A 26,535-nucleotide genomic window follows, 5' to 3' on the forward strand; every position below is an offset into this window, starting at 1 on the left:
GAGAAGGCACCTCCGCCTCGAAGCCGGGCGACGCCCGGCGACACCGTCAGACAACTCCCGGGAGGCTCCGGCAAGCTCCCGCAAAAGAGGCTCCGGCAAGCTCCCGCAAAAAGGGTCTCCCCTGCGCAGATGTCTGTCCAGACAACCCCCGGCGGCAACCCCGTTCGACCACCGCCGCCCACCCGTCTGCCCGCACCGCGACCCCGCACACCCGGGCGCCGCTCCCCGAGCCCGGCGTCCCCGTATCCCCGGCCGGCCGCAGTATCCCCCGGCCGGCCGCGTACCCGCCGGCGTCCGCCCGGTCCCGGGGCGGCCGTCCGAGCGCGACGCGGGCTGCCGGCCCGGCGTCCGGTCAGGGGCGCCTGACCACCGCGAGTTCGGCGTTGAACTGCGCCCCGGTCAGCAGGGCGACGTTGGATATCCACAGCCAGACGAGGAAGACCACGATCCCCGCGAGTGACCCGTACAGCCGGTCGAAGGTCCCCGCACAGGTGCTGTACACGGTGAACACCGCCGAGGCCAGCAGCCACAGGACGACGGCCAGCAGTCCGCCGACGGCCCGGTGCCGCAGACCGTAGGCCGACACCTGGCCCGAACGGAACAGCACCAGCACCAGCACGGTCGCCAGGAACGCCAGCAGCGGCCACTTCAGCACGTTCCAGGCCGCGACGCCGACCGCGTCCACTCCGACGATCCGGCCGGCCGCCCGCGCGGCGTCCCCGGTGAGCACGAGGACCACGGCGCTGGACACCAGCAGGGCCAGCAGCACCAGTGCGGCGATCAGTGTCAGCGGGGCCTTCTTCCACATCGGCCGCCGGTCCGGGACCCGGTTCATGTGGTGCAGCGCACGCCGGAAGACGCTCAGATAGCTCGAAGCCGACCACACGGCGCTGACCGAGCCGAACGCCGCCAGCAGCCGGGCCGGGGTCTGCTGGCCGGCCGTGCTGCGCAGCGCGTCGAGCACGGCGGGACGCGCCCGCACCGGGACGACGGCGGCGACCCGGTCGACGAGGTGGGAGTCTCCGGGGATGTCGGCGATGCCGAACAGCGACAGCGCCACCAGCAGCGCGGGGAACACGGTGAGCACCGCGTAGTAGGTCAGTGCGGCGGCCCAGTCGGTCGCGTCCGCCCGCCACAGCGCGGCCGGCGTCCTGCGCAGGGCCACCCACCAGTCGCGCCGCGTCCGCACCGTGACCGGCTTCTGACGCGGTATCAGGGGCGCTTTCGGCTGGTCAGCGGACACACGGAATCCTGTCGGTGAGAACGCGGGGCGGAACCCCGGCGGGGCCCGGGACGGAGCCGCCGGCGCGGTGCACGCGCGGCGGGGCCCGGGCAGGGCGGCGGCGGGAGCGGGAGGGACGGCAGCCAGGATAGAGGCGCTCCGGTTTCCCAGGCCGCCGGGCGGGTGAACTCAGTACGCTGTCCACGGAGTTCGGACGTGCCGACTGGCTCTGGGACGCCGTCGCCGGGCCGGTCCTCGGCGCCCTCGGACACCACACCGAGCCAGGACCGGGCCAGAGCCGGCCCCGGGTGTGGTGGGCGCCGGGCAGCCGGATCCCGCCGGGCGGGCGGCGCGGCGGCGTCCGGCAGGGGGTGTCCGGCAGGGGGTGTCCGGCGGATGCGGGCGGCCGGTTCAGCCCAGTCTGACCCGGGCGGCGACCGGCAGGTGGTCGCTGCCGGTCGCCGGCAGGGCGCGAAGGTGCACGACGGCCGCCGAGCGGGCCATCACCTGGTCGATGCGGGCGATGGGGAAGGCCGCGGGAAAGCTGAAGGCGAAGCCCCGGCGGGCCGTGTTCAGCCGTGAGGTCAGCGGGGCCAGCCCGCGGTCGTCGACCGTGCCGTTGAGATCGCCGAGCAGCAGCACCGTACGGACCGGCTCGGCGGCGACCGCCCCGCCCAGCAGAGCGGCACTCTCGTCGCGCGGGGCGGACGTGAGGCCCCCGGCTCCGAGCCGGACCGACGGCAGGTGCGCGACGTACACCGCGATGTCGCCGTACGGGGTGCGGACCACGGTCCGCAGGCCCCGGTCCCAGCCCTCCGTGAAGGTCCGGGGCCGGATGTCGACCAGCCGGGTCCCCGTCAGCGGATACCGCGACCACAGCCCGACGGTGCCCTGCACCGCGTGGTACGGGTAGTCGGGGGCGAGAACCCGCGCGTACACCGGCTCGGTCCGCGGCAGCAGTTCCTCCAGCGCGACGAGACCGGCGTCCGTGGCCGCCAGAGCGCGGGCCGTGCCCTCCGGGTCGGCGTTCTCGTCGCTGACGTTGTGCTGCACCACGACCAGATCACGGGCGCCGGCCTCGGCCGGGGGCAGGAGCAGTCCGCCGAACTGGTGTGTCCACACCGCGGCGGGCAGCAGCAGGGCCGGCAGTGCGCGCGTCGAGCGGCGCAGCAGCGCCGCGACGAGCAGCGCCGGGACCACGAGACCGAGCCAGGGCAGGAACGTCTCCAGCAGACTGCCCGGACCACCCGCCGAGCCGGGCACCTCCGCGTGCAGCGCCAGCAGCCCGGCGGTGAGCACGGCCACCGTCGGGATCACCCGCCCGCGTGCGCCGCCCGCCCACTCCCACCGCCGTCGTCCGACCCCGTCACGGCCCGCGTCCGGCGACCCGGCGCGGCGCCGCCACCGCGCCGCCCTCGCACCCACCCCCGCGTCCCCTCTCACCAGTCTCACCAGACCTCGCCGGTGTCACCGGCTGTCCCGCCCAGGACGCCAGACCGGCCACACACGGTTTCGCCCCGCCCGTGCCGGGTGCGTCACGGGCGGGGCGGGAGACGACGGCGGGCCCGAACCGCGCCCCACCGGGCGGGGTCCGGGCCGGCTGTCCGGTCGGGTCAGTGGGCGACCACGGGGACGGGGGTGTCCTCGGTGGTGTCCTCGCCGGTGGCCAGGGGGCTGTTGCCGGGCCTGCCGGCGTTGACCAGGGTCAGGGCGATCACGGCGGCGGCGACCAGGATGCCGACCGCGAACCAGATCGCGCTGGTGTAGCCGTGCACCATGCCCTCCAGCCGGATGAGCTGCTGCTGGGACGGGCCGGCCGCGGAGCCGAGGTGGCCGGCGAGGTAGGACGTGGTCGCGGACGCCGCGATCGTGTTCAGCAGCGCGGTACCGATCGCACCGCCGACCTGCTGGGAGGTGTTGACCATCGCGGAGGCCACACCCGCGTCCTGCGGCCTGACCCCGGTCGTGGCCATCGACATCGCCGGCATGAACGCCGTACCCATGCCCAGACCCAGCAGCAGCATCGACGGCAGCAGCAGCGCGGCGTAGGACGAACCGGTCTCCAGCCGCGTCAGCAGCAGCATGCCCACCGCCGCGACCAGGAACCCCGGCCCCATCAGCAGCCGCGGCGCGGTACGCGTCATCAGCCGCGCCCCGATCTGCGTGGAACCCGTGATCATGCCCGCGATCATCGGCAGGAACGCGAACCCGGTCTTCACCGGCGAGTAGCCCTTGACGATCTGCAGGTAGTACGTCAGGAACAGGAACAGCCCGAACATCGCGATGATCGCCAGGCCCAGCGACAGGTAGATCCCGCCACGGGTACGGTCGGTGACCACCCGCAGCGGCAGCAGCGGCGCCTTCACCCGCGCCTCCACCGCCACGAACGACACCAGCAGCACCGCCGAGGCCACGAACATCCCCACCGTCACCGCATCGCTCCAGCCGTCGGACTCCGCCCGCGTGAAGCCGTACACCAGCGCCACCAGACCCAGCGTCGACAGCACCACACCCGGCACGTCCAGCGGAGAACGGTTGCGCCCGCCCTCCGGCTCACGGATCACCAGCCAGGCACCCGCCGCCGCGACCACCGCGAACGGGATGTTCACGAAGAACGTCCACCGCCAGTCCAGGTACTCCGTCAGGAACCCGCCCAGGATCAGGCCCACCGCGCCACCGCCGCCCGCGATCGCACCGTAGATACCGAACGCCTTCGCCCGCTCCCTGCCGTCGGTGAACATCACCGCCAGCAGCGACAGCGCCGCCGGCGCCAGCAGCGCACCGAACACACCCTGCAGGGCCCGCGCACCGAACATCATCGCCCCGGTCGTGGCCGCCCCGCCCAGCGCGGACGCCGCCGCGAACCCGGCCAGACCGATCACGAACGCCCGCTTGCGCCCCCACAGATCCGCGATCCGCCCACCGAACAGCAGCAGACCACCGAACGCCAGCGCGTACGCCGTCACCACCCACTGCCGGTTGCCGTCCGAGATCCCCAGATCCCGCTGGGCCGAAGGCAACGCGATATTCACGATGGTGGCATCCAGCACCACCATCAACTGCGCCAGCGCGATGAACACCAGCGCCTTCCAGCGCCCCGGATCGGGCGCGAGGGAGGAGGAAGCCTTTACGGCCGTATCAGACATGGAGGTACCCACCTGGGAGGTTCGGAAGTGCCGGTGGCGGACGTGCACGTCGGAGGAAGGAGGAAGGAGGAAGGAGGAGGGAGGAAGGAGGAGGGAGGAAGGAGGAAGGAGGAAGGAGGAAGGAGGAAGGAGGAAGGAGGAAGGAGGGGCCGGGGACGCGGGAGGTCTCGCCGGGCCCGGCGGCGGCAGGGGGTTGAGCCGGCCGCCGCCGGGCCTGCGAGCCGCACCGCTCCCGTCCCCACGGAGAACCGGTGCGCCACGGGAGCGCCCCCGCTCTGAGGCGTCCCGGTCCGGGGTGAACCCGCTTCCGGTCCGGCCGGAAGGGGTAACATGAACCTTGGTTCAGATACATCATGAACCATCGTTCATTTTCGCGCAAGCCCGGCCGCCCCAGGGTGAGGAGTGACCATGACCCGGACGCACGCGCCGCGTGCCGACGCCGTCCGCAACCGCAAGAAGATCCTCGACGCCGCACGCGAGCAGATCACCCGCCAGGGGCCGGACGTCGGCATGGACGAGATCGCGGCCACCGCGGGCGTCGCCGTCGGCACGCTGTACCGGCACTTCCCCACCAAGAAGGACCTGGTCACCGCGGTCGTCGAGGAGTACGTCAGTCACGTCGCCGCGACCGCCGAGGCGGCCCGGGCCCGCCAGGAGGCCGGAGCGCGCGCCCTGGACGAGATCACCGGCCTGCTCGGCCGCATCGTCGAGGCCACCGCCACCAACCGGGCCGTCAAAGCCGCCGCGCACGCCCTCGGGGCCGACTTCGACAAGGACGCCAAGGCCCGCGGGACAGCGGCACTGGCCGCCCTGATCCGGGCCGGACAGGCCGACGGCGACATCCACCAGGACGTCACCGTCGAGGACATCTACCTGCTGTTCTCCACCGCCCCCACGGACCAGCCCGCCACCGCCCGCACCCGCTGGCTGGACCTGGTCCTCACCGGCCTGACCACCCACAGCCGCCCCCCGGGGGGCTGAACCGCTTCACCGTGCTCCCCGCCCCGCCCTCGGCCGGGCGGCCCGCACCGGGCACCCACCTCTCCCCGGGCCCGGGGACACCCGGCACGGGGAACGCCGGACGGCCCCGGGCCGCCCGTCAGGGCACGCTCCGGGGCCGTCCGGGCCCCGCGGGCGGGACCACAGGGGCCCGCTGCCGTCCGGTGCCGTCCGGTGCGGACGGCTCAGCCGAAGGCCAGCTTGTTCGTGTCCCAGTCGCTGGCCGCCGAGATCACCGTCGTGGCGGCACCGATGGTGCTCGCTCCGCCCGCGTACAGAGCGATGCTGCCGTCGCCGGTGAGCGCCCAGATGTCGGGAACGCCGTCGCCGTTGACATCCGGTGTGCCGTACAGGTGGGTGGCCGGAACGACGTCCGCGGTCCAGCCGGTCGCATAGGTGGCGTCCGCTCCGGTCAGGGAGTCGCCCGCGAAGGACAGCGAGGCGATGGTGGAGCCGCCCGACGCGGCCGGCTTGCCGTAGCGCAGCCAGACCTTGCCGGTGGAGTTGGACCGCCACACGAAGTCGGGGGCGCCGTCGCCGTTGTGGTCGCCGAGGGAGACGAGATCGCGGTTGACCCAGGCGGTGACGTTCATCTCGGTCGCGGCGCTGAACGTGGCCCCGGTGTAGCCGGTGAAGGCCCACAGGCCGCCGGCTTCGGTGGTGGCGAAGAGGTCGGGACGGTCGTCACGGTTGTAGTCGCCGGTGATGATCTGCGTGAACGTCGCCGGGTCGGGCGCGCCGTCCGGCAGCCGGACCGTCATGCGCCGGGTGATGTCGACGCTGCCGTAGCCGTCCCCCTCGTACACGTAGAGCTCGCCGTCCGGCATCCGGGCGAACAGGTCGGTCAAGCCGTCACCGGGCCGCACGTCCTGCCCGTGGGCGATCAGGGCGGGCGCTCCGGCCGCGTCCTTCCAGTGGCCGTCGTACCCCTTGAGGACGTTGAGCAGTGTGCCGTCGCGGTGGGCTGCGTCGAGACCGGTGGCCAGGTCGCCGACCTGACTGCCCGGGTACATGCGCAGGTTGCCGTCCGAGGTGACGGTGAACAGGTCCGGGTAGGTGTCGCCGGACACGTCGCCGGGCTCGTCCGCCTTGTCGCGCGGGGTGACGTAGAAGAAGTACTTGGTGCCGGCCGAGACGTTGCCCGCGCTGTCCTTGGAACGGGCGTACAGCACGTTGGGTCCGGCGAAGTGCGGCTTGAGCGGGACCGTGACCGACTGTCCGGGGGAGACCACCTTCGAGCCGCCGTAGCTGGCCGTGTTGAAGGAGAACTCGTAACGCACCACGTCCGACTCCCCGTCGGGGGAGAAGGTGAACGCACCCGAGGGGCCGAACTTCACCTCGGACCAGACGGTGCCGTCCGCGTCGGCCGCGGGGAAGTCCGTGGAGGTGACCTCCGGCGGGTTCGGGGCGTCGTCGTCGTAGAGGAAGTGGCAGTACGTCGGGCTCGTGGTGGGTGCCCAGGCGGAGGCGGCCCCGCTCGCGTCGATGGCGCGGACGTGCCAGCGGTAGGTCTTGGTGTTGGTGAACTTCGACTTGGCCACGGTCAGCGAGGCCTTCCCCGAACTGTCCACCAGTGCCTTCTCGTCCACCACCTTCACGGAGCTGTCGTCGCTGCGCCACACCTGGAAGTGCAGGTACTTGAGGTTCTGCCGGACGGAGGTGTCGTCCGGGTCGGAGGACCTCGCCGACAGCACCAGGTCGCGCTTGCCGATGTGCTGGGCGGGCGAGGTGCGGTCGCAGCTCAGGGCGCCCGGCGTCTGGTCGAGCGCGGTCGGCGCGGCGGGCTTGCGGTTGTAGACGAGGGTCAGCTTGGGTGCGCTCTCCCCTTCTGCCTTGAACTTCTTCCACGGGTACGGCGAGGACTCGTCGGTCGCCCGCAGGCCGAGCGTGAGGGAGTGCCAGCCGCCGTCCGCCGCGTCCTGCGCGATCGACTTGGCGTCGTAGGCGACATAGGCGTCCGGGCAGGAGGAGTTGTAGCCGTGGGCGAAGGACTTGGTGCCGATCCTGCTGAGCCAGGAGGGCTGGTTGTTCCAGGTGGTGGAGGAGGAGATGCTGCCGGTGTGCCACACCTGCATCTCACGGCTCTCGCAGGACCAGGCGTAGGTCTCCCGCAGGCTGATGGAGGCGGAGGAGACGGTGGCGTCCTCGATGTCCGTGCTCCAGCCGAGCCGGAAGAAGGAGCGCGAGGTGCCCCAGGTGGTGGCCTCGTAGCCGACCCGGGCCGCCGTATCTCCAGGCCGCCGAGGCCCTGCGGGACGCGATTCTGAACGGCGAGTTCCGTCCCGGCGAGCGCCTGCCCTCGGCCAACGCGCTGCGTGACCGGTTCGGGGTCTACAGCTCCACCGTCCAGAACGCCCTGCGCGTGCTCAAGCAGGAAGGCTTGGTGTACTCCCAGCTCGGCCGGGGCAGCTACGTCAGCACTTCCGTCGGCGGGAGTGGCGAAGGAGCCGATGGCGACCACGAGGACGCCGACACTGAAGGATCGGACTGGCCGGCCGACGTCATCCGCAACGAAGACGCCCGACCGCCCTACGCCCAGGTCGCCGACATCATCCGCCGAGAGATCCTCGAAGGCACCTACCCTCCGGGCTCCCAGCTCCCCCCGGCACGTGAGATCCAGGAGCGGTTCAAGGTCGCCAACTCCACCGCACAGAACGCCTACCGGCACCTCAAGCAGGCTGGACTCGTGTACGCGGTCAAGGGGCGCGGTGTCTTCGTGCGCCAGGCCCCGGAGCCAGGGAAGCACCATGGACCGATCACGAACTACCTGCTACGAGACGAGATCGCCCGCGAGGCCCGTGCGGCTGCCGCAGAGTTCGCCGACCTCACTGATGACGAGCTGCTGGCACGGGAAGCCGAGCTGGATCAGCGATGGGTCACGATCCGCGAGCAGCACCAGCGAGTCTTCAACGAGCGCCGGAAGGCCAAACGCGAGAAGAGCCGACGCGGCCTGTTCCTGCCACCCCTCCACGACGACGGCACCGAATCGGACGTGTCGCCGAGCCAGAAGCTGGAGACCGCATTGGCCGAGTCGAGGAAGCGTCGACAGCAGCGCCCCTGATCCACAGTCTGGCAGATCGACCAGTGGTGAGCTGTTCAGAGTTTCTTTACTTGATCAAGGGCGTCCCGCTGACGCGGGCCGCCGCGCGCCGGCGGTCGGTGACCGCCGCCCGCTCCTGTCTGCCGCCCCGCTGGCGACGGCCGCCGACCACTCGGCGCGCAGGGCCCAGAGGCATAGGCCGGACTGTCAATCGGAAGCCCCGCTCTCCGAACGCTCAGCAGCAGACCGACTGGGTTCCCGAGAGGCCGTCCGGCGAGCTCGTACCGTGCGGCGTCGACACCCCGGCGGAGCTGTCGCCCGGAACGCGGCCGTTGTGCCTGGCTGGGACCGTGACGATGGAGATAACTGGGCTGATGCCGGTGCGGGGTCGAGCGAGACACACGTGACGGGTGATCGGTCGGCGCGCCCGCCGTCGTGGCTGACTTTCTGCGGCTGAGGCCAGAACCTCATGGCCATGGGCACGGCACGCACGTAAGGGCCCGCCCCTGCCAGGGCTGACGAGGAGGGGGAGCCTCGATCGGCCGTGCCCGGCAGGGACGGGAGTTGGGTAGGTCAGCGCGGTGCGGCTCCTGAGCGAGCGGGATGGGTCATGTCCGCCGCCAGGCCCGCCAAGGGCGGGTGATGATCTCCCGGTAGGTGTGGTGGGACGGGTTCTGGCCGCAGTGCCGCAATACCCAGTCCTGCGGTTCGGCGAAGTCCTTGCTTGTCGGTGAGGTCTCTCCGTCCACGGCGCACTGCATCGCGTACAGGACTGGCTCCGCGTCCGGTTCGCGGTCGGGCTGGAGCGTCCAGGTCTCGTAGCGCAGGACTGAGCGAGGGGTCACCGTCCCCACCTCCGGTTGGCCACGGCCACCTTCGCGCTCAACTCCTCCGTCGGAGCCGGTGGGCGAACGTCCTCGGGCGGCACGTCCCACTCCCGGCCACCGTGTGGCGGTCGAAGCTGCACGTACGGCCCCACATGCCCCATCACCACGCCTACCTTGCCGTTCCGCCGGTCGACCACCAGGGCGCCGGTATCGGGCGAGACGGTGTGCTCGCCGGTATCAGGGGTGGGGGCCGTCATCGTGACCACCCCGGCGAGGCGGCGCGCGACCGGCCGTTCAGTCGCAGGGCGGGAACACATGGGGTGGTGCTCATTCGCACGGTGACGCTCCTCGGCGGCGTTGATGCGTGCCCCTGGGCCTGTTGGTGCCGCAGGGTCGGCACCGATCCTCACGCCGGTCACCGGGACGAAGGAACCTCCACCAAACCCCACTTCGGGACGTCCTGCACCGTGTAGAACGTCCCTAGTGCCGTCCTGGGACGAAGGGGGAGACTCGTGCCGAACGAGAGACTTCGAGCCGTCATGGCAGCCGGAGGCTGGACGTACGCCGCACTCGCTCAGCAGGTCGAGGTCGACCCCAAGTCGGTCGAGCGCTGGGTGAACCTCGGGCGTATCCCACGTCGTGCCACCGCCCTCCAGGCGGCCAAGGCCCTGGGAGAAGACGTGCACGCACTCTGGCCGGCGCTCCGCCAGGCCCGCCCCGCCCGCGCCATCAGCCCCGAACTGGTCGCGCTCTACGAACAGCGGGCCGACCTCCCCGTCTCGACGTTCACCGACCTGATGGCCCAGGCCCGGGAACGGATCGACATCCTCGTCTACGCGGCCGTCTTCCTCCACGAGGCGTACCCGCGGCTGAACGAACTCCTCACCGAACGCGCCGCCGAAGGCTGCACCGTCCGCATCGCGATCGGGGACGCCGACAGCGACAACGTCCAAGCCCGCGGCCAGGAGGAGCGGTTCGGCCACGGCATCGAATCCCGCTGCCGCCTCGCGCTCATGCACTACAGGCCGCTCGCCAACACCCCAGGCATCGAAGTCCGCACCCACGAAACCACGCTCTACAACTCCCTCTACCGCGCCGACGACCAGCAACTCGTCAACGCCCACGTCTGGGGCGTCAACGCCTACGCCGCCCCCGTGTGGCATCTTCGCCGACACCAGGAGAGCGGCATGTTCGACACCTACACGGAGAGCTTCGACGCCGTATGGGCGACGGCAACCTCCGTACGAGAGGAAGGCTGACCGTGGCGCGAACCGAGTACTACGACGACCCGAACGCCCCCAAGCCGAACAACATGGTCGTCGCCGCATCCGCCGTCGTCACCGACGACCACGGGCGCATCCTCCTCCAGCGTCGCCGTGACAACGACCTATGGGCCCTGCCCGGCGGAGGCATGGACCTCACCGACTCCCTGCCAGGCACGGCCGTCCGCGAGGTCAAGGAAGAGACCGGCCTCGACGTCGAGATCACCGGCCTGGTCGGCACCTACACCGACCCGAAACACATCATCGCCTACACCGACGGCGAGGTCCGCCGCCAGTTCAACGTCTGCTTCACCGCCCGCATCACCGGCGGCCGGCTGGCAATCTCCGACGAGTCCACCGAAGTCCGGTTCGTACCGCCGGAAGAGATCGAGGAGTTGCCGATGCACCACACCCAACGACTCAGGCTCCAGCACTTCCTGGAACAGCGCGAGAAGCCGTACCTGGGCTGAACCGTCTGACGGCAGTAGCGACGGCAACAACCCCGGACAACCACAGACACCCACGCACGTCACCGGACCAGCAAACTGCGCTTGACCTGCATAAAAGCAGGTAGATGGAGCCACGCGGCACACGTACTATGTGCTGGCGGGCGCCACGCCGGTCCTGGTCCACAATTGCAACGCAACCTACGGGGACCTGGATCAGCATGGGCGCGCTACCGGTGTCGAGGCGATGCTCACTCCTAGCAATATCGGAGGCAAGACAAATCCTTCGGTTGACCCAGCCGGTTGGCAGAGCGGACAGGGGTACAATCGCGCGCACTTGTTGGCGGCAGTGCTGGGAGGAGTGAACAATGACAAGAGAAACTTCGTCACGATGCACGCGTATGCGAATTCTCCAGTGATGCGAGGGTTCGAGCTACAGGTTCGTGATGCTGTCAAAGCAGGTGAGAATATTTTGTACAGGGCGACGCCGGTTTACTCTGGAAGTAATCCGCTTCCCTTGGGGGTTACGCTTTCTGCGCGTGGAAACGCAGGATTCTCTCTGGACGTCACGATCGTCAATAGGAAAAGGTGACCCCGAAGTGTCTGTAGCAGAGTTGGCGCGATGGGCAAACGTCTCGTACCCGCAGGCTCCGGGTGAGGTGGACTGGAGCAGCGTCCCTGTAGAGCTTCGCACCCTCCTTCCAGATGATTATCGAGAAATGATCGATACGTTCGGAGGTGGGAGTTTCGACCGACATATTTGGATTCACTCACCCCGAAGGCAAGGGGAGCCTTACGATCTTGCGTCCTGGGCGGTTGAGCGGGAAACGGCACTGGAGCTTCTCTGGGGCGCTGGGGAAGAGATCCCTCCGGAGATTGATCGGGAGAGTGACAGGCTGATTGCCTGGGCAAGCACCGGTGACGGTGAGTACATCTACTGGGTGGTGCCTAAGGAGGGCTCCTTTCCGGCCGGTCGGCGAATTGCAGTCCAAGATTATGACGGGGACTGGGAATTCTTCGATTTGTCGTGCACTGAGTTCTTGCTCCGATGGGTCAATGGAGAACTCGATACGAATCTGATCTCTAGTACATTTGCGGAGTTCGAGAACTCGTTTACTCGCTACTGAGAGGGTGTCTCACGTGGCGAGTTGCGCGAGCTTCTTGTATTTACACCAAGCTCACCTTCAATCGCTCAGACTTCGAGGAGCATTTCGATACAGGTCTCGATTGTGAGGGTGGCCCAGGGAAAGACCGGGAGATATGTCATGAAAAGATTGACCTCGTCAACAAGTTGACGATAGGAAGGGAACAGTTGTGGGCTCCATGGTAGAGGGGCGGGATATCCACGACCTTCCCGTGTCGGAGTGGGGTGAGATCGGCTTCGACCTCGTCGGGAGCGTCGTTGATGCGAGAATCCTGTGTGTTCATCCATTCGGGGTCGGCGTGGAATTGGCTGCGCAAGGTGCCTACGGTCACGTCAATCCTCCGCGCGTCACGGATGAACGCTTCACGGTCGAGGAAACGGCACAGCATATCGGTGAAGTTCGGAGGGCCCTCGTGTTGGCCGTGGACCCAGGTCGGCAGCCCACTCTGACGCTGCGCCCGTCTCAAATCCCCGCCGCCTGAGGGCAGTGGGGCCGAGTGCGGGTGCGGCTTCGTCGTGGTGAGTGGTCGCGGGTCGCGGGTGGGGTCCCTCGCCGTCCGGTCACCGGAGGCGTACCAGGAACCCCCGGGGGCCGCCAAGGACGAGCGCACGCGTCACGAGGTGATCCGTGGCGGCTCCCGGAGAACCCTGGTCCGGCGAAGCTGCCCGACCGACGAGGGACCCCACCCGCTCAGGCCCCGGTCCTGCCGGAGCCCGGCCCGCCGCGTGGTGGGGCACCTTTGTGGGAGGGTGCCTGTCGGATCACCCCGGTTGATGTGCCGGCCGGGCGTACCGTGGAGTGGGAGGTGGTGAGTTGATGACCACGGAGCTGGCTGACAACGTCCGCAAGTACCGGCGTCGCGCGGGAATGAGCCAAGAGGAACTCGCCCACGCCGCAGGCGTATCGCCGGGCACCGTGCGCAAGGCCGAGCAGGGCGGCACCATCCGCATGGAGACCCTGCACACGCTTGCCCGCGCGCTGGGGGTGACCACGTCCGCGCTGATGGCCTCGGATGCACCGGAACCCGTCGGGCAGGCCGAGGAGCCGAACCGGGTCAACCTGATCCAGCTCCGCGCCGCCCTCACCCCAGCCGTCGGGCTCGTGGACCAGGACGCCGAGGTCGTGGCCGAGGAACCGAACCTGCGCACCTTCCGGCGGACGCTGCAAGACGCACGGGCGCTCTACTTCTCCGACAGCTACAAGAGCATCGCGGCTCAACTGCCGGGCCTGCTGCGCGATGCAGCTCAAGCCGTCACCTACTACGACAGCGGGGACGAGCACCGGCAGGCCCTGCTGGCCCGCGCCGAAGCGCTGCGTCTGGCCGGCACCTACCTCACCCAGGTACGGCAGTACGACATCGCGTATGCCGCTGTACGTGGCGCCATCATGGACGCCCGTCAGGCCGGAGACATACTTGCGGCGGGCTCCGGTGTCGGCTGCATGTGCTGGCTGCTGGTGCGGCAGGGACGGTTGGACGAGGCGGAACAGGTCGCCGCCCAGAGCATGGACGCTGTAGAGCCGAAGATCACCGGGGCCGAGCCGGACCACTACGCGGTGTGGGGCGGCCTGGCGATGGAGGCCGCCGCCGCAGCCGCGAGGAACAACCGTCCCGACGAGGCGAAGGAGTACCGCCAAGCCGCCCGGGTCGCCGCAACCGCTGTGGGGGCGGCGCATCGCAACGTCTCCCGGCACTGGTCCGTCTTCGGGCCGGTCACCGCCGCGGTCAAGGCACTCGAAGACTCCCTGGTCATCGGCGACGCCCGCGCGGTGGTGCGCAAGGCAGGCGAGCAGGAGGAGCTGTCGCCCAAGGCATGGAAGCGCCTGGGTGGGCCCAGCACCAACGACGGGAACCGCTTCACCCTCGATGTGGCGCGCGCCCACACCCGGACCGGCGACTTGTCAGCCGCCATGGACGAGTTGACCCGTGCCAGGGAAGCCGCCCCGCAGTGGCTGCGGCACCAGAACGGGGCCGCCGAGACCATGCAGGAGATCCTGCGCAAGCGCAAGCGCACCCTCACGACGGAGATGCGCGAAATGGCTGACTATCTGGGCGTTGTCGGGTAGATGCAGCGCAGCGTGGTAGTTCGTGAATCAAGAGTCGCGAACTGCCATGGCTACCGCCTGGGGTGACGACCAGTCAGTGCTTACGGTCAGTGTGTTCACCGTCAGTGACCCATGCCGGGGGTGCCCAGTGACCAAGCCCAGGAGCGAAGCCGACCGCATGCGTCGCAGAGAGCTGTACGACGCCGCGTCGGGCGGGGGAGGTCCCCGCTTACTGCCGTGGACCAGCCCGGAGGGGAAGCCCTGCTACCTGAGCAGCGACGGTCGGGGCTACCTCTCCACCCTCGCCGACAGCATCGAGACGGTACAGCTCACCATGGGCCAAGAGCTGTTGGAGTACGCCCGCGATACCACGGCGCCCGGTGCGAAGGCTCTGTCGGCGAGCGAATACCGTTGGTTGGCCTGCCGGTTGGTAGAAGCCCTGGCGGACGCGCTCAGGGTCGCGGACTCGCGCGGACAGCGCATCCCCGATCAGGAAGAGGCGGCCGAGGATGCCTGACTCTCCGAAGGGCGGCGCACCAGAACGCAACTCCTCTCGGGGCCGCTACCGCTTCCGCGAGTACCACGTGACCACCGTCCCCGACCCCGTGGCCCTGCCAGCGTTCGAGGCGGTCTGTGTCACGGGCGATGAGCGCAACTGCGGCGCCACGTCAGGCACGCTGCACACCCCGGAGAGCAATTGTCAAGAGTTGTGGTTCGGGTGACGCGTGATCAGGCAGCGGCGGTCTCTGCGCGCTCGACCAGGACGCCGTTTTCGAACGTGGCGCCCGCGCGGACCAGGGCGACGAGGTGGGCTCCGGTGACCGCGCGCCAGCGGGCCTGGGCGGACTCGACGAGCTTGAACACCATCGCGAGGGCCGCGGCCGGGCTGCCTGCCCCGCGGGTGACCTTGGTGCGGAGCTTGACGGTGGAGAAGGTCGACTCGATCGGGTTGGTGGTCCGCAGGTGGATCCAGTGCTCGGCCGGGAAGTCGTAGAACGCCAGCAGTTCCTCCCGGTCGTCGGTGATCTTCGCGACGGCCTTGGGGAACTTGGCGCCGTAGGTGCGCGCGAACGCCTCGATCGCCTTCTCGGCGTGCGTTCGGTCCTCGGCGTTGTAGATCTCCTGCATCGCCTTCGTCGCGCCCGGCTGTGCGGACTTCGGCAGGGCGTTAGTGACATTGCGGGCCTTGTGGACCCAGCACCTCTGGTGGCGGGCAGCCGGGAACACCTCGGCCAGCGCCTTCCACAGACCCATCGCGCCGTCGCCGACGACCAGTTCGGGATCGCGCATGCCCCGGCGGCGGCAGTCGCGCAGCAGGTCGGCCCACGACTCGGTGGACTCGCGCAGCCCCTCGGCCAGCGCGATCAGTTCCTTGGTGCCGTCCAGGCGCACACCCATCAGCACCAGGACGCAGGAGTGCGCCTGCCCGAGCCGGACCTTGGGGTGCACCCCGTCCGCCCACACGTACACGTAGTCGGACTCGGCGAGGTCGCGCTGCTGGAAGGCGGCGTGGTCGTCGCTCCACTGCTTCGTCAGCCGGGTCACGGTCGCCGGCGACAGCCCGGCCGAGCTGCCGAGGAACTGCTCCAGCGCGGGCACGAAGTCCCCCGAGGACAGTCCATGCAGGTAGAGCAGCGGCAGCACCTCGCTGACCTTGGGCGACTTGCGGCACCACGGCGGCAGGATCTTCGAGGAGAACCGCATCCGCTCGCCGGTGGCCGCATCCACCCGCTTGTCGTTCACGCGCGGGGCCGTGACCTCGACGGGACCGGCCGCGGTGGTGACAGTGCGGGGCCGGTGGCGGCCGTTGCGCACCACCAGGCGACGCCCGGCCTCATCCGTCTCGGCGGCCAACTCGGCTATGTACTGGTTGACTTCGGCTTCCAGCGCGGCGGCGAGCATCCGCCGGGCGCCCTCACGGACGATCTCGTCGATCAGGGAGCCGGACTCGGTCGAACCATCGGCATTGACTACGCTGAGCACGGGCGTGCCTTCCCGACCCGCGCTGCGAACGCGGGCCTACTCGGTGACCATCAAAGGATCATTCGGGAAGGTACGCCCTCCGCGTTCCTCCCGGGGTCGATCCACAGGTCTTGAGCATTGCTCCACCCCGGACGAACTGACCCGCTGGATCGCCGGGCACTGCGCCCAGAGCGGCCACGAGCTGTACGAGCAGACCGTCCGCGCTCTCGTCCGCGCCGAACCCGGCGCATGGCAGTAGAGTCCCCCTGCGCCGACACCACGCCAGCGGCAACGCGACCGTGCGACCGAAGCCGCTGACGGCAGTAGCGACGCTGAGGTTGAAAGGGTGGGGTGACAGGGTTACGGGGGCTCCAGCCTCAGTCCGGTCCCGGCGATGAAGCCGTCGCGGATCTCTGGTCGGCGTTGGATGCTGCGTAAGCGGTTCTTCACGAGCGGGGCGAGGTCGTCGATCGCGCGGGGTGCGAGGTTGGCCAGGGGCTTCTTCAGATGGGCCCAGACCCCTTCGACGGGGTTGAGGTCGGGTGCGTACGGAGGCAGCTTGATGATGGTGAGCCAGTCGCCGTTGCGGTCGCAGAACTCCCGCAGGGCCTTGGCGTGGTGGGTGCTGGCGTTGTCCCACACCACGATCAGGGGGGCACCGCCGAGCTGCCGACGGGCTGAGGTCAGCAGGCCGGGGAACTCGCGGGCGCGGAAGCCCTTCTTCTCGCCGGTTCGGCCTCGGTACGTCTGCGTCCGGTAGATCAGGCGGGTCTCGCGGCCCGGTCTGACGCAGATCATCCCGGCCATCAGGACCCGGCCCGATCCCTTCCCGGTCACCTTGACCAGCGGAGTCCGCCCTCGAGGTGCCCAGGTCCGGCCCTTGCCGGGCTTCAGGTCCTGGCCGGCCTCGTCCTCGAAGACTATCCACGCGCCCAGGAGCCGGGCCGTCCTCTTACCCGTGACCACTGCTCCGTCCGCCACCGCTCCACGGCCTGTTCGTCGCGCTCGACGGCCCGGTGGACGGGCACCTGCGGCGACCGGCCCAGCCGGTGCAGCAGGTAGGACACACCGCGCGGGGTGTACCGGTATCCGAGCAGGCGGTGGATCAGCTCCGCGACCCTGGCCAGGGTCCACCGCTGGTCCTCCATCCAGCCGTGCGCCGCCGGGCCGGCCTCCAGCTCGACCTGCAGGCGCTCGGTCTGGTCATCGCTGAGCTGACACGGAACGCCACCAGGCCCCTTCGAGGCCAGGGCTGATCTGCCGCCGTCCCGCCAGGCCGCGTGCCAGGCGTAGGCCGACTTCCGCGACACCCGTAACCTGCGGGCCACCTCCGGGGGCCGCCCCCTTGCTCGAACATCTCCGCGGCCTCGAAGCGCACCGCCTCACGCTTCGCCCGCCCCACAGCGGTCAGACCACCGCCATCCGCGTACCTCATGACTCGACGGCAACGTCAGTGGACGGTGGCTGCACACCGTGGCGGATCGTCGCCGTCGTCGCCGGTCGACTTGTCGTGGGCAGGGCCGTCAAGGGCACTGCCTCCTGGCCGCCCTCGGCCTCACCGGATGAAGACAGACCTCGATCACGCAAGAGCCCCTGAGCCCGACCCGCTCGGAGTTCGCCTTCTCGGTGAGTGAGTCTTCAGGGGCGCAGGGAGACCTTCACGATGCCGGTGGTAGCTTCCAGTCGGTAGGCGGGCGGGTGTGGGGGTGTGCCGGTGAAGGCTGTGGGGCGGGTCTCGGCAGGAGTCGTGGCGGCGGTCTGTGCGCTGAGTGCGTGTGACGCCGTGAGCGGGGGAGGCTCGGGCGGTGGCGCGAAGGTGAAGCCCCTTCCGGCGACCAGCGCCGCGTCACACGCTGGGGACCTCGACGCTGCGGCGCTCGCGCGCGGGGACGCCGACGGTTACAGCGTGACCGCATCGGCCGCCCGACGAGAACCGCAGGTCGCCGAAGACGTCTGCGGCCCTGCCGCGAAGGTGCTCTCGGGCCTGGCGGTAGGAGAGCCCGCGGCAGTGGTCTCGCGGGAGGCGACCGGCGGGAGAGCGGTCGTGACCGTGACCCTCGGGGCGTACGACGGCGATCAGGCGCAGGCGGCGCTGGACGCGTTGGCCGCGTCGGTCGACGAGTGTGCTGAGGGGTTCACCGCGACGGTGGACGGGGAGAAGCGCCGGTTCGGCAAGGTTGCCCTGGAGCTGGCGCCGGAGGGGGCCGACCAGGCCATGGCCCTCGGCGCGGTCGTCGAGCGCGCTGGGGTGAAGACGCCCGTGAAGGCGGTGGTCCTGCGCAAGGGGGAGAGAGTCGCCTACCTCGGCGCAGTACCCGACAGCGGCGCCCCGGCGGACTTCGCCCTGCCCGTTGCCCTCGTCGCTGCGCAGCTGACCAAGCTGTCCTGACACCGGAAGGCGTACCGGAGGCCGCTGGACGGTCCCGGTGCGTGCCGGTTCGTTCCGTCCGCAAGGACCCGAACGGACCGCGAGCCTTTGACGGTCAGGGCGCGGTGAGCGTCGGTTCGGTGGGGTCCGGGAACCGCCGAGCCGGCTGCACCGGGCCAGGGCTGCCCGGACGACCCGGCCGACCGACTCCGGGCCGGCCGCCGCTACCTGGTCGCCGCCCGTCCCCAACGCGGCGCCCCACGCGTCCCGACCCTCCCCGCTCGTCGCCCGGCGCTACCCGCGGTCGTCGCGGAACGGGTCCGGCGGTGCCACGGCGTCGCGCTGCCCGGCGTTGTGCCGGTGCTCCAGCAGGGCCAGTTCGGGTCGGTGCAGGTCGAAGGCCGGGGACTCCGAGCGGATCCTGGGCAGCGTCACGAAGTTGTGGCGCGGCGGCGGGCACGAGGTCGCCCACTCCAGCGACCTGCCGAAGCCCCACGGGTCGTCGGCCTCCACGCGCCTGCCGTAGCGGGCGGTGCGCCACACGTTGTAGAGGAACGGCAGCATCGAGGCGCCGAGCAGGAAGGACCCGATGGTCGAGAAGGTGTTCAGTGCGGTGAAGCCGTCCGCCGCCAGGTAGTCGGCGTAGCGGCGCGGCATGCCCTCGGCACCCAGCCAGTGCTGGACCAGGAACGTGCTGTGGAAGCCGACGAACAGCGTCCAGAAGTGCATCTTGCCGATCCGTTCGTCGAGCATCCGGCCGGTCCACTTCGGCCACCAGAAGTAGAACCCCGCGAACATCGCGAAGACGACCGTGCCGAACACGGTGTAGTGGAAGTGCGCGACGACGAAGTACGAGTCGGAGACGTGGAAGTCCATCGGCGGCGAGGCCAGGATGACACCGGTCAGCCCGCCGAACAGGAAGGTGACGAGGAAGCCGACGGACCACAGCATGGGGGTCTCGAAGGACAGCGCCCCGTTCCACATGGTGCCGATCCAGTTGAAGAACTTGACCCCGGTCGGCACCGCGATCAGGAAGGACATGAACGAGAAGAAGGGCAGCAGCACGGCACCCGTGACGAACATGTGGTGGGCCCACACCACCACGGACAGCCCGGTGATCGCGATGGTCGCCCCGACCAGCCCCGCGTAGCCGAACACGGGCTTGCGCGAGAACACCGGGAAGATCTCGGTGACGATCCCGAAGAACGGCAGGGCGATGATGTAGACCTCCGGGTGTCCCCAGAACCAGAACAGGTGCTGCCACAGCAGCGCGCCGCCGTTCGACGCGTCGAAGACGTGGGAGCCGAACTTGCGGTCGGCCTCCAGCACGAACAGCGCCGCGGTGAGGACCGGGAAGGCCATCAGGACCAGGACCGCCGTCAGCAGCACGTTCCAGGTGAAGATGGGCATCCGGAACATCGTCATCCCCGGCGCCCGCATGCAGATGACGGTGGCGACGAAGTTGACCGAGCCGAGAATGGTGCCGAAGCCGGAGAACGCCAGCCCCATGATCCACAGGTCGGCCCCGGGACCCGGCGAGCGGGCGGTGTCCGACAGCGGAGAGTACGCCGTCCAGCCGAAGGCCGGAGCCCCGTCCGGCGTGAGCAGGGAGCCCAGCACGATCAGCGCTCCCAGCAGGTACACCCAGTACGCGAAGGCGTTGAGCCGGGGGAAGGCGACATCGGGCGCACCGATCTGGAGCGGCATGATCCAGTTGGCGAAGCCGGCGAACAGGGGCGTGGCGAAGATGACGAGCATGATGGCGCCGTGCATCGTGAACGCCTGGTTGTACTGCTCCATGGACATGATCTGCATGCCCGGCCGGGCCAGCTCCGCCCGCATGAGCAGCGCCATCACACCGGCGACCAGGAAGAACACGAAGGACGTGGTGATGTAGAGGGTGCCGATCGCCTTGTGGTCGGTGGTGGTCAGCCACTTCACCACGACGCGCCCGCCGCGATCACGCCCGTGGGCCTGCTGCCGTACCGCCGTGTCACCACCGTAGGACACCGACATAGCACCCCATCACAAGACGTCGTCGTGGTTGCCGCGAGGCCGACGCCGACCCGCCGCTGGGGCCGGCACCAGCGGCACGCTAGCGATACCACCCCGGGTACTCAACGAGACACTCGGGTGCACAGTGGCCGATTCCGGCGCGCCGGTGCCCCGCACCCTGCAGCGTGCGCCTGCTTCCCCGCGCCGACGCCCTGTTCCCCGTTCCGCGTCCCCGTCCGTGCACCGGGTCCTCACGTCCCGGCCCCGGGTCCCGGCCCGTGAGCCCCGGTGCCCGCGGGGGCTCCGGGCCTCTCCGCCGAGGTGCGGCGACTCCCGCCGTGTGCCGGGGCGGGGCATCCCCCGGCGCTGCCCGGGTACCCGGCGCCAGGGGCGGCCGCAGCACGGCGGGTCGCCCCGCGGCGGCGCGTCAGCAGGTCGCCGCGTTCGAGGCGACGGGCCCCATGCCCTGTGGCAGCGTGGGGCTGTCGGGGTAGCTACACACAGGAGTGGAGGCAGGCATGTCCGTGGTGAAGAGTTCCGTGCCGGAGGCCGACCTGAAGGTCCTGGGCGAGGCACTGCAGGGGGCGTTGGTGGACCTGGTGGAGGTGTCGCTGGTCGCCAAGCAGGTCCACTGGAACGTCGTGGGCCCCCGGTTCCGGAGCGTCCACCTCCAGCTGGACGAGGTCGTGGCCACCGCCCGGGTGCACGCGGACACCGTCGCCGAGCGCGCGGTCACGCTGGGCCTCAACCCGGACGGCCGCGCGAGGGCGGTGGCCGAGGCCGCCCCGTTCGGTGACGTGCCCACGGGATGGATCAAGGACAACGACGCCGTCCGGCTCATGGTCCGGGGACTGGAGGCGGTGACGGCCCGCATGCGCGAGCGGATCCGCGCGACGGACGAGCCCGACCCGGTGACCCAGGACCTCCTCATCGCCCTCACCGCCGAGTTGGAGAAGCACATGTGGATGTTCCAGGCCGAGAACGCCTGAGCGCCCGCGGCAGGTGATCGCCACGCGGCCCGGCCACGCGGGCGAGCGGCCCCCGCCACGCGGAGGCCGCTCGCCGTTGCCGTGTGCCGCGACCGCGCCGCGACCGAGCTGCGACCGCGCCGCGACCGAGCTGCGACCGCGCCGCGACCGCGCCGCGACCGAGCTGCGACCGCGCCGCGACCGCGCTGCGGTCCGAGACGCCCTCGGACCGTGTCTACGGCCGCTCGCGCAGGGACGCGACCACGGCGCGGATGTCGGTGCGCGGGCCGCGGTTGTACGGAAGCCTGGACAGCAGCATGCCCATCGCGCAGGTGTTGCTGAGCGCGGCGAAGGTCAGCCCGGCCCCGACGGCCGTACCGATGAGGTGGAGCCCCGGTACGAACAGTCCGGCGACGCCGGAGACGAGGACGATCGCCCCGGCGACCAGGCGGACCTGACGCTCCAGGTCCCAGCGCGGCTCGCCCTGGTTGACGGGGGCCCCGGCCGCCTCCCAGGCCATCATCCCGCCGTTCAGGACGCGCAGGTTGGGCAGACCGACCTCGGCGAGCGCCTGTTCGGCCTGGGCGGCGCGGCCGCCGGAGCGGCAGATGAGCACGACGTCCTCGTCGAGGTGCTCGCGCAGTTCGGTGCGGTGCTCGCGGAGGGTGTCCAGGGGCACGTTGTAGGAACCGGGGATGTGCGAGGTGCGGAACTCGCCGGGCGTACGCACGTCCAGCAGGCGGGGGGCACGTCCCTCCTCGGCCAGCTGCTGGAGGGCGGCGGGGCTGAGACCTGCGGTGCGGGGGGCGTCGAGCGACATGGGAACTCCGTGGTCGGGTGGGCCGGGCCGCAGCGGAGGCGGCTCGGCCCGGGGGTACGGGGGTGGTCGGGTACGGGGGAGGGGGTTGCTGCGGGAATCAGGCGGCGGGCGCGTCGAGCAGGGCCCAGGCCGCGTAACCGCCGAGGACGTCGGAGACGTCGGCGAAGCCCCGGTGGCGCAGCAGGCTGGCCGCGATGGAGGACCGGTGGCCGCCCGCGCAGTGCAGGACGAGGGGCCGGTCGGCGGGCACCTCCTCCAGTCGGCGCGGCAGTTCGCCGAGAGCGATGTGCAGAGCGCCCTCGATGAAGCCGGCGGTGCCGCGTTCGCCGCAGTTGCGGACGTCGACGACGACCGGCGGGTTGTCGCCGGCCAGGGCGGTGCGCAGTTGGGCGGCGGTCAGCCGGCTGGCCGGGGTGATCTCCTCGGACAGGGCGGGCAGGGCACTGTCGGGACCGCGCAGATAGCCGGCGACGCGGTCGAATCCGACGCGGGCCAGCCGGGTGACGATCTCCTCCTCGCGGTTCTCCGGGGCGACGACCAGCAGCTCCGTTCCGGGCTCCAGGACGGTTCCGGCCTGCTCGGCGAACCGGCCGTCGGCCGGCACGTTGAGCGCGCCGCGCAGGTGCCCGGCGGCGAACTCCTGCGGGTCACGGGCGTCGACCACCACGGCCCCGGCACGGCGGCGTCCGGCGAACTCCCGTGCGGTCAGCGGGCGGGGCGCCGACGCCGGGTCGTACAGCTCGCGCTCGCGGCGGTTGAGGTCGGCGTCGTAGGCGAAGTAGCCCGGGGCGGCGGCCTGCCCGGCGGTGACCAGGGCGACGAACTCGGCCTCGGACATCGGCGTGCAGGCGTAGTTCGTGGCGCGCTGCTCGCCGATGGTGGACTGCTTCTCCGCGGAGAGGTTCTTCCCGCACGCGGAGCCGGCGCCGTGGGCGGGGAACACGCGCACCTCGTCCGGCAGGCCCATGAGCTTGTGCTGCACGCTGTCGTACAGCGACGCGCCGAGCTCCTCGGCGGTCACGCCGACCGAGGCGAGCAGGTCGGGGCGGCCCACATCGCCGATGAACAGCGCGTCACCGGTGAGCACGCCGTACGGCACGGCGTCGTCGGCCCTCTCGCGGACCAGGACGCTGATGGACTCGGGAGTGTGCCCCGGCGTCTCCATGATCTCCAGCGTGACCTCGCCCAGGCTGATCGTCTCGCCGTCGGCCAGCTTACGGATGGGGTACTCCGTCTCCGCGCGCCGGCCGTAGCCGATCCACGCGCCGGTGCGCGCGGCCATCTCCAGGTGACCGGCGACGAAGTCGGCGTGGAAGTGCGTGTTGATGACGGCGACCACGGTGAACCCGTGCGCCTCGGCGTCGGCGAGGTACTCCGACACGTCCCGGCGGGGATCCACCACCACGGCCCGGCCCGTGGACTCGTCGCCGATCATGTACGAGGCCTGGGAGAGGCAGTCGAGGTAGTACTGGGAGAAGAACACGCAAGACCTCCAAGACAGAGCAGGGACACACCCTGGGGTGTTCGAGCCGGTGTGCCGGCCACGCCGTCGCCGGCGCACCGGCGCCCGCGGCGGGGGAGTGGCCGTCGGCAGGCCGGCCAGCCGGTTCCGGGCGGCCGCGAGCAGCAGGACGACCGCGACCGCCCTCCCTGATACCCCCACGGGTATTTCGTCATTCGACGGTAAGGGGCCTTTCCCGGCGTTGTCAAATACCCCCTAGGGTATTTTCGGCCGCACCGCTCCGCGCCCGCGGCGCCTCACGGGCCGGCGCCGCCTGTTCGCCGCCTCTGGTCACCCCGCCACCCGCCCGTCCGTCCCTCACGGGGTGCGGACGGGCAACGCCCCGCAGTGCGCCCGGGGGCGGCACTGCGGGGCGTCGTGGGTGCGGTGGGGCGGGGGAGGGTGTCCGGGCGGGCTTCTGGGCGGGCGGTGTCACCGCGCCCCGGTGCGGAGAGGTCCGCCGCGCCGGGCGGCCGGACCCGGTCCGCGATACGGCCTGGTGGGGTGCGGGAGCGGAGTCGGGGTCACCAGCTGCTCTTGGTCACACCGGGCAGCTCGCCCGCGTGGGCCATCTCGCGCACCCGGATCCGGGACAGCCCGAAGGCGCGCAGGTGGCCGCGCGGGCGGCCGTCCACGCAATCGCGGTTGCGCAGGCGCGTGGCGCTGGCGTCGCGGGGCTGCCGGCGCAGCTCCCGCCGGGCGGCGGCGCGCTCCTCGTCGGAGGCGCGCGGAGAGGCGATGACGGCTTTGAGCACCGCACGGCGGGCGGCGTAGCGGGCCACGACGAGGCGCCGCTGCCCGTTCTTCGCGATCTTGCTCTTCTTGGCCATCAGACCTTCCCTCCCCGGGCGCGGATGCGCGCCACCGCGGCCTCGACGCCGATCACGTCGACCGTCCTGATGCCCTTCGCGGAGAGGGAGAGCCGGACGTGCCGGCCCTCGCTCGCCAGCCAGTAGCGCTTGCGCTGGATGTTCGGGTCGAAGCGGCGCCCGGTGCGCCGGTGGGAGTGCGAGATGTGGTGGCCGAAGCCGGGCTTCCGGCCGGTGAGCTGGCAGTGAGCTGACATGCCTGTCCTCCTCGGGGTCGTGGAGGGCACCACTCTAAGCCTTAATGAAAATGAAAACCACTCTCGTGTACGCTGGCGCCCATGGCACGCAACGAACTCCGTCCCGTGGTCAGACTGCGCTCGACCGCGGGCACGGGCTACACCTACGTCACCCGCAAGAACCGCCGCAACGATCCGGACCGGCTCACCCTGCGCAAGTACGACCCGGTCGCCGGGCGCCATGTCGACTTCCGAGAGGAGCGCTGACCGCCGTGAAGCCCGGAATCCACCCCGGCTACCACCCGGTCGTCTTCCGCGACCGGGCCGCCGGCTTCGCCTTCCTCACCCGCTCGACCACCACCAGCGACCGGACCGTGGTCTGGGAGGACGGCAACACCTACCCGGTCGTCGACGTCGAGATCTCCTCGGCCGGCCACCCCTTCTACACCGGAACCCAGCGGGTCCTGGACACCGCGGGCCGCGTCGAGCGCTTCGCACGCCGCTACGGCCGCGGACGGAGCGGGCGGTGAGCGGGGACGGCCGGCGGCTGCCGGTCGCCCTCGTCGCCGGGCTGCACGCCGACGCCCGCCGGGCCGCCGTCGAGGAGATCCTGCGCACCGTCCCGGGCTCCGTCGCCCTGCACCACGACCTGACGTCCGCCGCGGACGGCACCGCGCACCGCACCGTGCGCGACGCCACCGGGCTGCTCGGCGGGGGCCGCGCGCCCCTGGTCAACGACTGCGCCTGCTGCGCGCTGCGCGAGGACCTCCTGCCCGAACTGCTCAGGCTCGCCGACGCGGGCGGGCACCGGCTGGCCGTGGTGGAACTCTGGGACTCCGTCGAGCCGCAGGCCATGGCCGCGGTCGTGGCCGCCGCGGGCGCACCGCTGGCGCTCACCGGGGTCGCCACCGTGGTCGACCCGGCCCTCGTGCTGCCCTGTCTGTCCAACGGCGACGACCTCGCCGAGGTGGGCCTCGCCGCCGCGCCGACGGACCAGCGCACCGTCGGCGACACCTTCTCCCGCCAACTGGAGTACCCCACGCTGATCGCCCTCGTGGAGGACGCCTCCCCCGGGGAGGGCGGGAAGGCCGGGGTGGGCGCGGAGCCCGCCGACGACACCGACCGCGCGCTGCTGGCCCAGCTCACCCCGGGTGCACGAAAGGTGCCCGGGACCGGTGGCACGCTGGGAGCCGCCCTGCTGGCCGGCTTCGATGTCACCGCGGCCGCCGCCCGGGTGCACCCGGCCTGCGCGCTGCTGCCGCAGGACGAGGACGAGCACGGGGTCGGCACCCTGGTGTGGCGGCGCGAACGCCCCTTCCACCCGGAGCGGTTGCACGCCGTCCTGGAGGACCTGGTCTGCGCCGCCGCCCGCAGCCGGGGCCGCTTCTGGCTGGCGGACCGCCCCGACACCCTGCTGTCGTGGGACGCGGCGGGCGGCGCGCTGTGCGTGGAGTCGGCCGGACCCTGGCTGGCGGCCCTGCCGGATGCCGCGTGGGAGATGGTGCCGGCCGAACGCCGCCTCGCCGCCTGCGTGGACTGGCACCCGGAACACGGAGACCGCTGCCAGCACCTGACCTTCACCTCGCCCGGGCTGGACCGCGACGGCCTGCTCGCCGTGCTCGACTCGTGTCTGCTCACCGACGACGAGTACGCCGCCGGCCGCGACGGCTGGAAGCGGCTCCCGCACGCCTTCGACGAACTGCTCGACCCCGTGAACTGACGACACCCGAGAACCGGAAGACGAAG

Annotated in this window: 27 protein-coding genes and 3 pseudogenes; 16 read left to right on the forward strand and 14 right to left on the reverse strand. The window is 70.9% G+C overall.

The window, feature by feature from the left end; all coding sequences use genetic code 11:
- Positions 1-352 precede the first annotated feature (352 nt).
- From AC5K6T_RS14310 to AC5K6T_RS14320, 3 genes are all read right to left on the reverse strand, one after another.
- Complete coding sequence (locus AC5K6T_RS14310) at positions 353-1,243, reverse strand: YihY/virulence factor BrkB family protein (RefSeq protein WP_493208963.1); 891 nt, start codon at positions 1,241-1,243, stop codon at positions 353-355.
- Positions 1,244-1,633: 390 nt separating this feature from the next.
- A complete protein-coding gene (locus AC5K6T_RS14315) occupies positions 1,634-2,536 on the reverse strand; it encodes an endonuclease/exonuclease/phosphatase family protein (protein WP_493209355.1) in 903 nt (300 codons plus the stop codon).
- 299 nt (positions 2,537-2,835) lie between these two features.
- Positions 2,836-4,368, reverse strand: coding sequence for an MFS transporter (locus AC5K6T_RS14320; RefSeq protein ID WP_493208965.1), 1,533 nt, complete (start codon positions 4,366-4,368; stop codon positions 2,836-2,838).
- A 408-nt stretch (positions 4,369-4,776) separates the two neighbouring features.
- On the opposite strand from AC5K6T_RS14320, the gene AC5K6T_RS14325 reads away from it, so the two are divergent.
- Positions 4,777-5,349 carry a TetR/AcrR family transcriptional regulator gene (locus tag AC5K6T_RS14325; protein WP_493208967.1) on the forward strand — a complete coding sequence of 191 codons (573 nt, stop codon included), beginning with the start codon at positions 4,777-4,779 and terminating at the stop codon, positions 5,347-5,349.
- A 203-nt stretch (positions 5,350-5,552) separates the two neighbouring features.
- On the opposite strand, the gene AC5K6T_RS14330 is transcribed toward AC5K6T_RS14325, so the two are convergent.
- The gene (locus AC5K6T_RS14330; RefSeq protein ID WP_493209356.1) at positions 5,553-6,380 is read right to left on the reverse strand and encodes an FG-GAP repeat domain-containing protein; all 828 of its coding nucleotides are present in this window, start codon (positions 6,378-6,380) and stop codon (positions 5,553-5,555) included.
- Between the two features lie 846 nt (positions 6,381-7,226).
- Positions 7,227-7,529, reverse strand: a pseudogene (locus AC5K6T_RS14335) (DNRLRE domain-containing protein); the annotation flags it as partial.
- A 74-nt stretch (positions 7,530-7,603) separates the two neighbouring features.
- Here AC5K6T_RS14335 and AC5K6T_RS14340 point away from each other — a divergent pair.
- A pseudogene (locus AC5K6T_RS14340) lies at positions 7,604-7,771 on the forward strand (winged helix-turn-helix domain-containing protein); the annotation flags it as partial.
- Positions 7,751-8,428, forward strand: coding sequence for a GntR family transcriptional regulator (locus tag AC5K6T_RS14345; protein ID WP_493209358.1), 678 nt, complete (start codon positions 7,751-7,753; stop codon positions 8,426-8,428). The pseudogene AC5K6T_RS14340 and the gene AC5K6T_RS14345, both read left to right, overlap by 21 nt.
- A 587-nt stretch (positions 8,429-9,015) precedes the next feature.
- Here the strand turns inward: AC5K6T_RS14345 and AC5K6T_RS14350 are convergent.
- Together AC5K6T_RS14350 and AC5K6T_RS14355 are read right to left on the reverse strand one after the other, a co-directional pair.
- Positions 9,016-9,261 carry a DUF7848 domain-containing protein gene (locus AC5K6T_RS14350; protein ID WP_493208969.1) on the reverse strand — a complete coding sequence of 82 codons (246 nt, stop codon included), beginning with the start codon at positions 9,259-9,261 and terminating at the stop codon, positions 9,016-9,018.
- Entirely contained in the window at positions 9,249-9,500 is a 252-nt protein-coding gene (locus AC5K6T_RS14355; RefSeq protein WP_493208971.1) for a hypothetical protein, read from the reverse strand. The genes AC5K6T_RS14350 and AC5K6T_RS14355 overlap by 13 nt, the downstream gene beginning before the upstream one ends.
- A gap of 273 nt (positions 9,501-9,773) precedes the next feature.
- Between AC5K6T_RS14355 and AC5K6T_RS14360 the strand changes: the two genes are divergently transcribed.
- The 8 genes from AC5K6T_RS14360 (at position 9,774) to AC5K6T_RS14395 (ending at position 14,852) form a co-directional block, all read left to right on the forward strand.
- On the forward strand, positions 9,774-10,493 hold the full coding sequence (locus AC5K6T_RS14360) for a DUF5919 domain-containing protein (RefSeq protein WP_493209359.1): 720 nt from the start codon (positions 9,774-9,776) through the stop codon (positions 10,491-10,493).
- 2 nt (positions 10,494-10,495) lie between these two features.
- Positions 10,496-10,966: an NUDIX hydrolase gene (locus AC5K6T_RS14365; protein WP_493208973.1), complete on the forward strand. Its 471-nt coding sequence runs from the start codon at positions 10,496-10,498 to the stop codon at positions 10,964-10,966.
- Positions 10,967-11,096: 130 nt separating this feature from the next.
- Complete coding sequence (locus AC5K6T_RS14370) at positions 11,097-11,534, forward strand: DNA/RNA non-specific endonuclease (RefSeq protein WP_493208975.1); 438 nt, start codon at positions 11,097-11,099, stop codon at positions 11,532-11,534.
- The gene (locus AC5K6T_RS14375) at positions 11,482-12,069 is read left to right on the forward strand and encodes an SMI1/KNR4 family protein (protein WP_493208977.1); all 588 of its coding nucleotides are present in this window, start codon (positions 11,482-11,484) and stop codon (positions 12,067-12,069) included. The genes AC5K6T_RS14370 and AC5K6T_RS14375 overlap by 53 nt, the downstream gene beginning before the upstream one ends.
- Positions 12,070-12,256: 187 nt before the next feature.
- Positions 12,257-12,568, forward strand: a complete 312-nt coding sequence (locus AC5K6T_RS14380; RefSeq protein WP_493208978.1) for a S1 domain-containing protein — start codon at positions 12,257-12,259, stop codon at positions 12,566-12,568.
- Positions 12,569-12,903: 335 nt separating this feature from the next.
- Entirely contained in the window at positions 12,904-14,151 is a 1,248-nt protein-coding gene (locus tag AC5K6T_RS14385) for a helix-turn-helix domain-containing protein (RefSeq protein ID WP_493208980.1), read from the forward strand.
- A gap of 157 nt (positions 14,152-14,308) precedes the next feature.
- Positions 14,309-14,647 (forward strand): hypothetical protein, encoded by a 339-nt coding sequence (locus AC5K6T_RS14390; protein WP_493209361.1) that lies wholly within the window; start codon positions 14,309-14,311, stop codon positions 14,645-14,647.
- Complete coding sequence (locus AC5K6T_RS14395) at positions 14,640-14,852, forward strand: hypothetical protein (protein ID WP_493208982.1); 213 nt, start codon at positions 14,640-14,642, stop codon at positions 14,850-14,852. Before AC5K6T_RS14390 ends, AC5K6T_RS14395 begins: the two co-directional genes overlap by 8 nt.
- Before the next feature lie 7 nt (positions 14,853-14,859).
- Here the strand turns inward: AC5K6T_RS14395 and AC5K6T_RS14400 are convergent, their stop codons facing one another.
- Positions 14,860-16,113, reverse strand: a complete 1,254-nt coding sequence (locus AC5K6T_RS14400; RefSeq protein WP_493208984.1) for an IS256 family transposase — start codon at positions 16,111-16,113, stop codon at positions 14,860-14,862.
- Positions 16,114-16,452: 339 nt separating this feature from the next.
- Positions 16,453-17,527 (reverse strand): annotated as a pseudogene (locus AC5K6T_RS14405) (IS630 family transposase).
- Positions 17,528-18,136: 609 nt separating this feature from the next.
- Here AC5K6T_RS14405 and AC5K6T_RS14410 point away from each other — a divergent pair.
- Positions 18,137-18,481, forward strand: a complete 345-nt coding sequence (locus AC5K6T_RS14410) for a hypothetical protein (protein ID WP_493208986.1) — start codon at positions 18,137-18,139, stop codon at positions 18,479-18,481.
- A gap of 273 nt (positions 18,482-18,754) precedes the next feature.
- Here the strand turns inward: AC5K6T_RS14410 and ctaD are convergent, their stop codons facing one another.
- Complete coding sequence (gene ctaD / locus AC5K6T_RS14415; protein WP_493208987.1) at positions 18,755-20,476, reverse strand: aa3-type cytochrome oxidase subunit I; 1,722 nt, start codon at positions 20,474-20,476, stop codon at positions 18,755-18,757.
- 497 nt (positions 20,477-20,973) lie between these two features.
- On the opposite strand from ctaD, the gene AC5K6T_RS14420 reads away from it, so the two are divergent.
- A complete protein-coding gene (locus tag AC5K6T_RS14420; RefSeq protein ID WP_493208989.1) occupies positions 20,974-21,444 on the forward strand; it encodes a Dps family protein in 471 nt (156 codons plus the stop codon).
- A 214-nt stretch (positions 21,445-21,658) separates the two neighbouring features.
- Here AC5K6T_RS14420 and AC5K6T_RS14425 read toward each other — a convergent pair whose 3' ends face one another.
- From AC5K6T_RS14425 to rpmB, 4 genes are all read right to left on the reverse strand, one after another.
- Entirely contained in the window at positions 21,659-22,243 is a 585-nt protein-coding gene (locus AC5K6T_RS14425; RefSeq protein ID WP_493208991.1) for a rhodanese-like domain-containing protein, read from the reverse strand.
- 97 nt (positions 22,244-22,340) lie between these two features.
- Positions 22,341-23,726, reverse strand: a complete 1,386-nt coding sequence (locus AC5K6T_RS14430) for a rhodanese-like domain-containing protein (protein ID WP_493208993.1) — start codon at positions 23,724-23,726, stop codon at positions 22,341-22,343.
- Positions 23,727-24,268: 542 nt separating this feature from the next.
- Positions 24,269-24,574, reverse strand: coding sequence for a 30S ribosomal protein S14 (gene rpsN, locus AC5K6T_RS14435; protein WP_493208995.1), 306 nt, complete (start codon positions 24,572-24,574; stop codon positions 24,269-24,271).
- On the reverse strand, positions 24,574-24,810 hold the full coding sequence (gene rpmB / locus AC5K6T_RS14440; RefSeq protein ID WP_493208996.1) for a 50S ribosomal protein L28: 237 nt from the start codon (positions 24,808-24,810) through the stop codon (positions 24,574-24,576). The genes rpsN and rpmB overlap by 1 nt, the downstream gene beginning before the upstream one ends.
- Before the next feature lie 81 nt (positions 24,811-24,891).
- Between rpmB and rpmG the strand changes: the two genes are divergently transcribed.
- From rpmG to AC5K6T_RS14455, 3 genes are read left to right on the forward strand one after another with little or no spacing between them, the layout of a single operon-like run.
- Entirely contained in the window at positions 24,892-25,056 is a 165-nt protein-coding gene (gene rpmG / locus AC5K6T_RS14445) for a 50S ribosomal protein L33 (RefSeq protein ID WP_493208998.1), read from the forward strand.
- 5 nt (positions 25,057-25,061) lie between these two features.
- Positions 25,062-25,319, forward strand: coding sequence for a type B 50S ribosomal protein L31 (locus AC5K6T_RS14450; RefSeq protein ID WP_493208999.1), 258 nt, complete (start codon positions 25,062-25,064; stop codon positions 25,317-25,319).
- Positions 25,316-26,509 (forward strand): GTP-binding protein, encoded by a 1,194-nt coding sequence (locus AC5K6T_RS14455; RefSeq protein ID WP_493209000.1) that lies wholly within the window; start codon positions 25,316-25,318, stop codon positions 26,507-26,509. The genes AC5K6T_RS14450 and AC5K6T_RS14455 overlap by 4 nt, the downstream gene beginning before the upstream one ends.
- Positions 26,510-26,535: the final 26 nt, after the last annotated feature.

It is taken from the genome of Streptomyces sp. B8-7 (assembly GCF_058833805.1).